At 61.2% G+C, this 8,644-nt stretch carries 8 protein-coding genes and 1 pseudogene; 4 read left to right on the top strand and 5 right to left on the bottom strand.

Features of this window, described 5'->3' with window-relative positions; genetic code table 11:
• A partial coding sequence (locus VTU_RS0105220; RefSeq protein ID WP_010101534.1) for an Ldh family oxidoreductase occupies positions 1–750 on the top strand: 750 nt, incomplete at its 5' end.
• A gap of 37 nt (positions 751–787) precedes the next feature.
• Here VTU_RS0105220 and VTU_RS25785 read toward each other — a convergent pair.
• The 4 genes from VTU_RS25785 to VTU_RS34680 all read right to left on the bottom strand — a co-directional run bounded on the left by VTU_RS25785 (position 788) and on the right by VTU_RS34680 (position 5,359).
• Complete coding sequence (locus tag VTU_RS25785; RefSeq protein WP_040892091.1) at positions 788–2,161, bottom strand: hypothetical protein; 1,374 nt, start codon at positions 2,159–2,161, stop codon at positions 788–790.
• 171 nt (positions 2,162–2,332) lie between these two features.
• On the bottom strand, positions 2,333–2,494 hold the full coding sequence (locus VTU_RS33455; protein ID WP_169315369.1) for a hypothetical protein: 162 nt from the start codon (positions 2,492–2,494) through the stop codon (positions 2,333–2,335).
• 145 nt (positions 2,495–2,639) lie between these two features.
• Positions 2,640–4,538, bottom strand: coding sequence for a hypothetical protein (locus VTU_RS34685; RefSeq protein ID WP_029554130.1), 1,899 nt, complete (start codon positions 4,536–4,538; stop codon positions 2,640–2,642).
• Positions 4,463–5,359: a hypothetical protein gene (locus VTU_RS34680; protein WP_236610638.1), complete on the bottom strand. Its 897-nt coding sequence runs from the start codon at positions 5,357–5,359 to the stop codon at positions 4,463–4,465. Before VTU_RS34680 ends, VTU_RS34685 begins: the two co-directional genes overlap by 76 nt.
• Positions 5,360–6,223: 864 nt before the next feature.
• On the opposite strand from VTU_RS34680, the pseudogene VTU_RS0105195 reads away from it, so the two are divergent.
• A pseudogene (locus VTU_RS0105195) lies at positions 6,224–6,592 on the top strand (AMP-binding enzyme); the annotation flags it as partial.
• Positions 6,593–6,615: 23 nt separating this feature from the next.
• Complete coding sequence (locus VTU_RS0105190) at positions 6,616–7,608, top strand: Bug family tripartite tricarboxylate transporter substrate binding protein (RefSeq protein WP_010101529.1); 993 nt, start codon at positions 6,616–6,618, stop codon at positions 7,606–7,608.
• Between the two features lie 93 nt (positions 7,609–7,701).
• On the opposite strand, the gene VTU_RS0105185 is transcribed toward VTU_RS0105190, so the two are convergent.
• A complete protein-coding gene (locus VTU_RS0105185) occupies positions 7,702–8,031 on the bottom strand; it encodes a hypothetical protein (protein ID WP_010101527.1) in 330 nt (109 codons plus the stop codon).
• A 426-nt stretch (positions 8,032–8,457) separates the two neighbouring features.
• Here VTU_RS0105185 and VTU_RS34675 point away from each other — a divergent pair.
• On the top strand, positions 8,458–8,644 hold a 187-nt coding region (locus VTU_RS34675), incomplete at its 3' end, for a hypothetical protein (RefSeq protein ID WP_010101526.1).

The raw sequence follows: 8,644 nt of genomic DNA, 5'->3' as shown, positions 1-8,644 counted from the left end.
GCCTTCGCGGCCTGCGAACTCGCTGTCGGGCAAGCCATTGCGCGCGCCAGGGCCTGCGGCATCGCCATCGGGGCCGTCACCAACAGCCACCATTTCGGTGTCGCTGCGCATCACTTGGAGGCAGTGGCCGCAGAGGGCCTGGTCGGCCTGGCTTTTGGCAACGCTCCGGCCGCCATGCCCGCCGCCGGCGGGAGGCGCGCGCTTTTCGGCACCAACCCGATTGCTGCGGTGTTCCCGCGCCAGGGCGCCAAGCCGGTGACCGTGGACCTTTCCTTGTCCGAAGTGGCGCGCGGCAAGTTGATGCTCGCGGCGAAGAAGGGCGAAGCCATTCCGTTGGGTTGGGCGCTCGACGCGCAAGGCAATCCGACCACCGACCCCGCCAAGGGACTGGAAGGCTCCATGCTGCCGGCGGGCGGCGCCAAGGGCGCGATGCTGGCTTTGATCGTCGAACTGCTGGTCACTTCGCTCACCGGTGCACAGTTTGGCGCGCAGGCCGATTCCTTCTTCGTCAAGGAAGGCAATCGGCCCAAGCTGGGTCAGGCGTTCATCGTTGTGGACCCGTCGGCGCTGTCCGGTTCGGTCACCTACTTCGCACGGGTGGAGGCGTTGATGTCGGCGATGCTGCTGGACGCAGGCGTGCGCGTGCCGGGGTACCGGCGCTTCGATCTCGCGGTCAGGGCGCAGAGCCTGGGCATCGACGTTCCCGAAGCGACGCTGGCTCCGATCCGGGTGTTGGCGGGCATGGCCTGATCAAACTGGGGGTCGGTTCTCGTGGTCCTGCTGCTTTTCAAGCTGGGCGGATAGCTTGGTCAAGCGGACGTCCGCTTTTGGCGGATGAACTTTTGGGCTTTCTGCATTCCAGCGTCAGTTCGACCGTCGTGGTGATTGGCAGAAGCTTGTCTCCGATATTCGTTGCGCCCACGCTGCCGCTGATGTTCAACGCCGCGTTCTGGGTCTGCTCGGCCACGTCCACGCACATGGTCTTGGTCATTCGGCCCTGGGCATCGTACTCCAATTTGTTTGCCAAACCGCTGGCCGAAAGCTGGATGTCTGTGTCTGGAAGTCCCACGACAGAATACGACCAGGAATCGCTGTACTTTTTCTTCTCTGGGGGACTCTCCCGGGATTGCTCATATTTCTTGATCAGTTGCTCCACTTCGGACGCACTCAATATGGGATTGAGCAGAGACTCCTCGGAAAACACGGTAATCTTGACGCCGACGCTCTCGGTGCCGACCGGCACCTTGAAGTCAATCTTCTTGTTCACGGGTTGGTCCTGCTCGACCGCAGTGGCGCTAAAGACCGCGCGATTGACCCCTTCTGCGGAGAGTGGGGCCGATGGCGCCGAGCGCTTGGTCGCGGGGATGCTGCGTGCAGTGGGGCCCTGGCCGTCTTGCGTCACGCTGCTCCTGGCATCCAGCGAACCCGGGGGCGTTTGCTTTGTGGCTGTCTTGGCGCCGGTATCGACTCCCAGGCCCGGCGGAACCACCATGGAGACTTGGACCTGCGTGCTGTCTTCGTAGATCGGAAAACTGATTCTGATGGCATTTGGATAGTCCAGGTCGCTCAAGGTCAGAAAATAGACATCGGGCAATACGCGCTCGAACGCAAAAGCGCCATTGGCGTCCAGCACGGCGACGGCCCGCATCCGCGTATGAATCCCCTCAAGCAAAACCTTGCGGCCCGCCAGCGAGCTGACCGGATCGCCTTGCTGCGAGAGCAACTTGCCCGACAGCCGCGCGTCCGCCTTCATCACCCGCGTGTAATAGACAGCCGTAAACTCTTTGCCGTTGGCCCTGGAGCTCAAGTTCAATGCCAACTCAAAGTCGCCCTTTGGCAGCATGCCCAGAATTTGCTGCATGGCCGGGCCCGAGATCGAAAGGCTGGAATCTTCCGGATTAAAAGACCAGAAGTCATCCAACTTCACCAAGAGGTTATAAGCTCTTTCGGCGGTGGAGACGGCGATCTCCCCTCTGCTGCGCTCCTTCAGATCCGGCGCGGACAATCCTTTCACCCTGAAAGTCAGTGGGGCGCCGGTCAGTGCATTGTCTGGCCCCAGGCCCTCGACGGTCAGTTCCGGGCGCGGCGGGAACTTGCCGGGCGTGTGCTCGTACGCCTCTACGACAGTCGGCCGCGGGGACCTGAGCAACAGATGGCGCACCGACGTGGTGGCGCCACTCCTGATCTCGAACGCCGCTTCCTGATCCTCCCCGGTGTCGCCGGGGGTGGAAGCGCAGTTGCCCGTCCTTGAGCAAGGCGTCCGATACGGCGCCCGAGGGCGTGACCTTGTCGGCGCCCGCAGGAAGGTCCAGTTCCTTGAGCGAGAGAGAGATCACTTGCGCCGGACCAACATCGAGACGATCGATTCTTCCCACAGGCGCGGGCTCGGGCGCGGCGCTGCGTCAGGCGGCTGCGTCTGCACGCCGTCCCCGTCTCCGCAGGCGGTCAGCAGGGCGCCGACCAGAAGCATGAGGGTGAGCAAAGTTTTTATCATGACGAACTCCTTTGGTACACATGATTGACGGTACTTTCGTATGGCGTTATTGCATGATGGGTATCACGGCCAGTTAGTTGGGGCCGCTACCGGATTGCAGCGGCCCCGGCGAGCACAAAACGCGCTTGCGGTTGCGCCGGTACGCTCAGGCATTCTCGTCCGAGACGCTCAGGTGCCAATGGTGCAGGTGCTTGGGTGCGGGCCTGACCTTCGCTGGCATGTCCGTCCATGCACCCCATCCGGGAATATCGCCTGACCTGGCGGCCGAGTCGGATGGAAATTTCCCTTTGACAAGTGCCTCTTCGATGAACGAGTTTCCGATATAGATGATGCGGGTTTTTTGATGACGCGCCTCAAACGCAAGCATGGTACGGTTTTTGAGAATCCAATCTTGCAATGCTTTCAATTTTGGTTTTGGTGTTATGTTGTTTTTCACCTCGGACGCGGCGGCGTAGATCAGTTGCTTGATGTATTCGCCATTATTCGCCCCGCCCAGCGCTTCGCTATAGCCACCTTGGCCGTCGGCGTAGCGCATGTCGATCTGCTGGCCATCGCTGTGGCCTTGATGATCGAGAATTGAACCTCCGGCGCTGGTTTGGGTGACATGCTGGCTGCTGATGTCGTTGAAGGGGTAAGGGCTGGCGAGAAGCTTGTCGATGGTTCGTGCGGTAGCCCACGAATCGCCACCGTTATCGCGCGGGCCATAGCGTTGGCCGGACAGGCCTTCAACCTCTCCTGCAAGGTAGAGTGGCTTAAATTCATTCCTTCCATCAGAAAATGCGACCCGGCCACCCGCCGCGGGATCGGAACGCACCTCGACGCCCCCTACACTGCCTTTGAGACGGACCGTGATGGCCACCTTTTCCCTTTCCCTGGTCCCTTGATCAGGGAAGATGGGCAGAGAAATTCCAGGGAACTTGATCTGGCCAGGCGTGCTGGTATGATTTTGCGTCAACAGATTGACGGTGGAAAAAGCCGGGGGAATGCCCCCCGTGCTACCCGAAATCAGCCCATTAATCCCCAAGTTCACTTCGGTGATGTTCGCATCGGCTGGCGAATACTTGATTTCAAGCGGAATCGTGTTGGTGTTGTCGCTGCTGCCTTTCGGGATTGACAGGTAGAGACCGGCCAAATTGCCCTCGGTCCCATCCCCAATGTTTTTCGGGGAAATTACCGGATGGGAATTCTTGTTCGGCGACAGGAATTTGGCCGAAGAGACTTCGATTTTGGGCGACGAACTTTTGAGCTTTCTGCATTCCAGCGTCAGTTCGACCGTCGTGGTGATTGGCAGAAGGTCGTCGCCGATATTCGTTGCGCCCACGCTGCCGCTGATGCTCAGAGCAGCGTTCTGGGTCTGCTTGGCCACGTCTACGCACATGGTCTTGGTCATGCGGCCCTGGATATCATAATGACGCACTTCGCTTACCACCCCGCTGGCCGAAAGCTGGGTGTCCGGAAGTCCCACGACAGAGTACGACCAAGAATCGTTGTACTTTCTTTTCTTTGGTGGACGCTCCCCGGATTGCAGACGTTTCTCGGCCAGTTGCCTCATTTCGGCCATGCTCATTACGGGGTAGAACAGAGATTCCTCGGCAAACACGGTAATCTTGACGCCGACGCTCTCGGTGCCGACCGGCACTTTGAAGTCAATCTTCTTGTTCACGGGTTGGTCCTGCTCGACCGCAGTGGCGCTAAAGACCGCGCGATCGATCCCCTCTGCGGAGAGCGGAGCCGATGGCGCCGAGCGCTTGGTCGCGGGGATGCTGCGTGCGGCGGGCCCCTTGCCGTCTTGCGTCACGCTGCTCCTGGCATCCAGCGAACCCGGATGCGTTCGCTTCGCAGCTGTCTTGGCGCCGGTATCGACCCCCAGGCCCGACGGGACCACCATGCTGACCTGGACCTGCGTGCTGTCTTCGTAGATCGGAAAACTGGTTCTGATGGCATTTGGATAGTCCAGATCGCTCAAGGTCAGAAAATAGACATCGGGCAATACGCGCTCGAACGCAAAGGCGCCATTGGCGTCCAGCACGGCGACGGCCCGCATCTGCGTATGAAGCCCCTCGAGCAAAACCTTGCGGCCCGCAGCGAGCTGACGGGATCGCCCTGCTGCGAGAGCAGCTTGCCCGACAGCCGCGCGTCCGCCTTCATCACCCGCGCGTAATAGACAGCCGTAAACCCCTTCTTGCCGTTGGCCATGCTGGAACTCAAGTTCAGTCCCAACTCAAAATCGCCCTTTGGCAGCATGCCCAGTATTCGCTGCATGGCCGGGCCCGAGATCGAAAGGCTGGAATCTTCCGGATTGAAAGACCAGAAGTCCTTCAACGTCACCAAGATGGTACTGGTTCTTCCATCGGTGATCCACCCTCTGCTGAAGTCCTTCAGGTCCGGCGCGGACAATCCTTTTACCCTGAAAGTCAGTGGGGCGCCGGTCAGTGTGTTGTCTGGCCCCAGGCCCTCGATGGTCAGTTCCGGGAGCGGCGGGGACTCGTCAGGCGTGTGATCGTACGTCTCTACGGCAGTCGGCCGCGGTGACCTGATCAACAGATGGCGCACCGACGTTGTGGAGCCGCTCCTGATCTCGAACGCCGCTTCCTGGTCCTCGCCGGTGTCGCCGGGGGTGGAAAAGCGCAGTTGTCCGTCCTTGAGCAAGGCGTCCGATACGGCGCCCGAGGGCGTGACCTGGTCGGCGCCCGCAGGAAGGTCCAGTTCCTTGAGCGAGAGAGAGATCACTTGCGCCGGACCCACATCGGAACGATCGATTCTTCCCACGGGCGCGGGCTCGGGCGCGGACGCTGCGTCAGGCGGCTGCGTCTGCACGCCGTCCCCGTCTCCGCAGGCGGTCAGCAGGGCGCCGACCAGAAGCATGAGGGTGAGCAAAGTTTTTATCATGACGGACTCCTTTGTTGGAACACATGATTGACGGTACTTTCGTATGGCGTTATTGCATGATGGGTATCACGGCCAGCCAATCGATTCATGCAACAACGCCCTGACCACCGACGCTGCGATGAGGCAGGTGGAGCGCGGAAAACGGATACGCACGACTGGCATGTCACCCCTAGGGCAAATTCTGTGCCAGGTGGTAAAAACCGTTTTATATCAAGGACTTGGATCGCGTCTTCGATATCAGCAGCTGCAATCCCTGTGGTTTAGCCGGCAAATCGGGGGTTTTGTGTCACTATTTGGCGACAGGAGGTGACAGGTTGACAAGGGATTGACCGATTTGCAGAAGGTAGTTCATGTTGCCATGGGGCAAAATGAACTCTTGCAATGGCAATAAATACCATATGAATCAATCAGTTATCCCTGTTTTCTCGGATAAGCCTTCACGGCTTCATGCGTCCATCCAGCAGGTCGTTGTTCATGTCGCCATCTGGCGACAAGAAGGACTGCGTGGGCAAGGAATTGGCCGGCTTGTGGACGGCAATTCATGTTGCCATGGGGCAAGATGAACGGCTTGCAATGGCAATAAATTCCATATGAATCAATCGCTTAAGCCCTGTTTCTCAGATAAATCGTCACGCCTTCAGGCGTCCGGCCGGCATGATCGTGGGCCTTGTCGCCATTTGGCGACATGGTGCGAGCCAGAGGAGATGTCATGGCGTGGATGGGCCCGCACGATGGCACACCGTTGTGCCGCTATTCGCGGGGCACTGGCACGGCTCAGTATGTCTCCAGATGCAGACGCCCTTCGCGCGCGAGCATCTGCCCGAGCCGGTCCCAGTCCATTACTTGCGCGACGCCGAGGGCTACTACACCTGCGCGGGGCGCAGCGACGACATGCTCAAAGTCAGCGGCATGTATGTTTCACCGGTCGAGGTCGAGGCGACCCTGGTGCAGCACGCCGCGGTGCTCGAGGCGGCGGTAATCGGCAAGCAGGACGCCGACGGCCTCATCAAACCAAAGGCGCTCGTGGTGCTCAAGGACGGCCAGACGGCGACGCAGGACGAACTCAGAGCCTTTGTGAAAGAGCGCCTGGCGCCGCACAAGTACCCCCGTTTCATCGAATTCGTAACCGGCCTGCCCAAGACTGCGACCGGTAAGATTCAGCGCTTTCGGCTGCGCGAGGTGCAAGGGCCGTGCCCGCCGCCCCAATAATTCACAAACAGGAGACAAGGATGATGCACACACGCCGCCAATTCATGCACCAGGCCGGCTGCGCCACGGCGCTCGGGGCCTTGTTCCCGTTGGCCGCCCGGGCCCAGGCGATCGGGCAGGTGAAGATCTTCTATGGTTTTCCCGCGGGCAGCGCCGGCGACAGCGTGGCGCGCAGGGTCGGCGAAAAGCTCGCGGGCTCCGCCTACACGCGCAATTCGGCGGTGGTGGAGAACAAGCCCGGCGCGAGCGGAAGGATCGCGTTGGAAGTGCTCAAGGGCGCTCCCGCGGACGGCACGGCACTCGTGCTGGCGCCGTTCTCGTGCACCACGATCTATCCCCATATTTACAGCAAGCTGAGCTACGACCCGGTGAAGGATTTCGCGCCCGTGTCCATCGGCGCGATCATGCACCACGGGCTGGCCGTGGGCCCGCTGGTGCCCGCTTCCGTGAAGACGGTCAAGGACTTCCTGGCCTGGGCCAAGGCGAACCCGGGGCAGGCCAACTATGGATCGCCCGCAGCCGGATCGAGCACGCACTTCATCGGCGCCCTGCTCGGTCTGGACAGCGGGGTCGAACTCAGGCACGTGCCGTATCGCGGCTCCATCCCCGGCGTGACCGACCTGGTGGGCGGGCAGGTCACGGCCATGGTCGCGCCCAGCGGGGACTTCATCCCGAACCACAAGGTCGGCAGGCTGCGGCTGCTGGCCACCTCGGGCAAGGCGCGTTCCCCGTTTTCGCCCGAAGTGCCGACCTTTGCGGAGCAGGGCTTTGCCGGGTTGACCGTCGAGGAGTGGTTTGGTTTCTACGCCCCGATCAAGACGCCGACCAGCGTCGTCGCGGCCGCCAGCGTGGCGATCAACGCCGCCATCAAGGAGAAGTCCGTCGCGGACAGCTTGGCCGTCGTCGGACTGATCGCCAAGGGTTCGACCCCGGCCGAGATGCTCGCTTCCCAGCAGGTGGAGTTCGAGCGCTGGGGGCCGCTGGTCAAGAAAATCGGCTTTAGCGCCGAGTCCTGAAGGGGGGATTCCAAGGCCCAAGCGGATGCGCCCGGGTTGTTGTGCTGAACGACAGGGGGTCGTGTGGTGGAGGGGGTGATGTTGGGGACGGGTTCACATGGATTCCCAGATTGCCGCGCCAATGCCGAAGAGGATGCAGAGCAGCACGAAGGCAAAGAACAGGAACAGGATTACGTCGCCGAGCTTGGTCAGCACGTAGGCCATGCCACCGGAGCCGACGACCACGAGGCCAAAGCGCAGCCATTTCGGCCAGTCCGCGCCGAAACGCGACAGCGCGTAGTAGGTCAGCACGCCGCCGATCAGCAGACCGAAGAATCCGTACCAGCCTGAGCGCTCTTTCTTCTGGGCCGCTTCCAGCGACTCCTTGTCGTCGTAGTGCTCGACAGTGCCATCCGCTGCGCGGCGGCTAAAGCGTGTTCCCATCAGGTTCTCCCGTTATGGACTATGAAAAAAAGGGGGTGTGCCCAACCCCAAGCCCCCCGGCTCATCAAGCAAAATCAGCCCTCTTGGGGAGTGGCTGATTGCGTTGGAACTGGGTAACTATTGCATCAGAAATTATGGTTTACGCAGAGAGGCCAAGCCAAGCAGTTACGAAAAAAATCCCGGAATCGGCGCCACTGCGGACGAACACCGGGGATGCGAGCAGACCCCATACCATGCGCTCGCCATGCCAACCCTGCCTGGAATTGCGGACCTTGGCGAATCGGCGCGGGGGATTTGACATGCTGAAAGGCTGCCTGCGGACATGGTTTTGAGACGGCCAAGCGTGTTCGCGACCATGCACGTCGGGATCACGCCCTGCTCGATCTCGAGTACCTGCGCGCGCAGGACCGCAGCCGCCTGCACGGCATGCTGTCGGCGCTGGAGCCGTGCCTGGTGTACGCGTCGGACGCCGCCGTCTACGCCCCGGCCCTGGCCGGCTTCTCCGGGGACGTGGTGGTGGAGCTGGTTCGTCTTTCCTTCGGCCACGGGGGCGGCGGACGGCAGCCGGCTGGAGCAGGCGCTGCGCGCCGCCATGCACAAGCGGTGCGCCGCG

Source organism: Verminephrobacter aporrectodeae subsp. tuberculatae At4 (assembly GCF_000193225.1).
GTDB lineage: Bacteria > Pseudomonadota > Gammaproteobacteria > Burkholderiales > Burkholderiaceae_C > Acidovorax > Acidovorax aporrectodeae.
This window is presented reverse-complemented; position numbering and strand designations above follow the sequence as displayed.